Raw genomic sequence first — 844 nt, 5'->3', positions numbered from 1 at the left:
AAGCAATACTCTGCAATCGTGCAGGCCGATGGAAGTTGGCGCGTGACGGTGCAGAGCGCCGATCTGCAAGCGATGGCCGATGGCACCTACACCTACAGCGCCACCGTCTCCGACACCGCAGGCAACAGCACCACTGCCAGCGGACAGGTCACCCTGGACGCCAACGCCGCCAACCTGCCTGTGCTGACCGTTAATGCGGTTACCGGGAATAACATCATCGACGGCGCTGAAATCAAGGCAGCGCAAATTCTGAGTGGGTCCAGCCTCAATCTGGAGGCAGGACAAACGGTTACCGTCACCCTGAATAGCAAAACCTACCTCACCACGGTAGACAGCCAGGGGCACTGGCAGGTCAGCGTGTCTGCGATAGACCTGGCACAGTTGGCGCAAGGGCAGCACACACTGGAAGTCAGCGCACAGGACAAAAGCGGCAACCCCTCAGCGGCGACCCACGCATTCACTGTGAATACCGCGTTGAGTGGCATCGCCATCGATCCGGTCACCGGTGATGACAAGCTTAACCTCGGCAGGCACGCCTGGTATCCTTAGCCTGCACGGAAAAACCTACACCGGCAGCACCACCGCTGACGGGAAATGGAGCGTCCTGCTTCCCGCCGCCGACCTGCAACAGTTGGTTGACGGCACGGCCACTATTACCTTCAGCACGGTGGACAGCGCTGGCAATACGCTCAGCGGCAGCCACGCGATCGGCGTGTTTATCCACACGCTGCCCAGCGCCACGCTTAACCCAGTGTTTGGTGACGGTGTGCTGAATGCGGCAGAGGCAGGCAGTGCGCAAACCCTGAGCGGCACGACCGGACTTACCACGCCCGGACAAACCGTG

2 protein-coding genes are annotated in these 844 nt (G+C 60.8%); both read left to right on the top strand.

Annotated elements, in window-relative coordinates; genetic code table 11:
• A partial coding sequence (locus tag J5224_RS31325; protein ID WP_264628897.1) for an Ig-like domain-containing protein occupies positions 1–549 on the top strand: 549 nt, incomplete at its 5' end.
• Positions 509–844: hypothetical protein (locus tag J5224_RS31320; RefSeq protein WP_264628896.1), on the top strand; the 336-nt coding region annotated here is incomplete at its 3' end. The genes J5224_RS31325 and J5224_RS31320, both read left to right, overlap by 41 nt.

The sequence above is a fragment of the Candidatus Symbiopectobacterium sp. NZEC135 genome, assembly GCF_025962695.1.
Note: the sequence above shows the minus strand (reverse complement) of the source record. Positions and strands in the feature narration are given on the sequence as shown.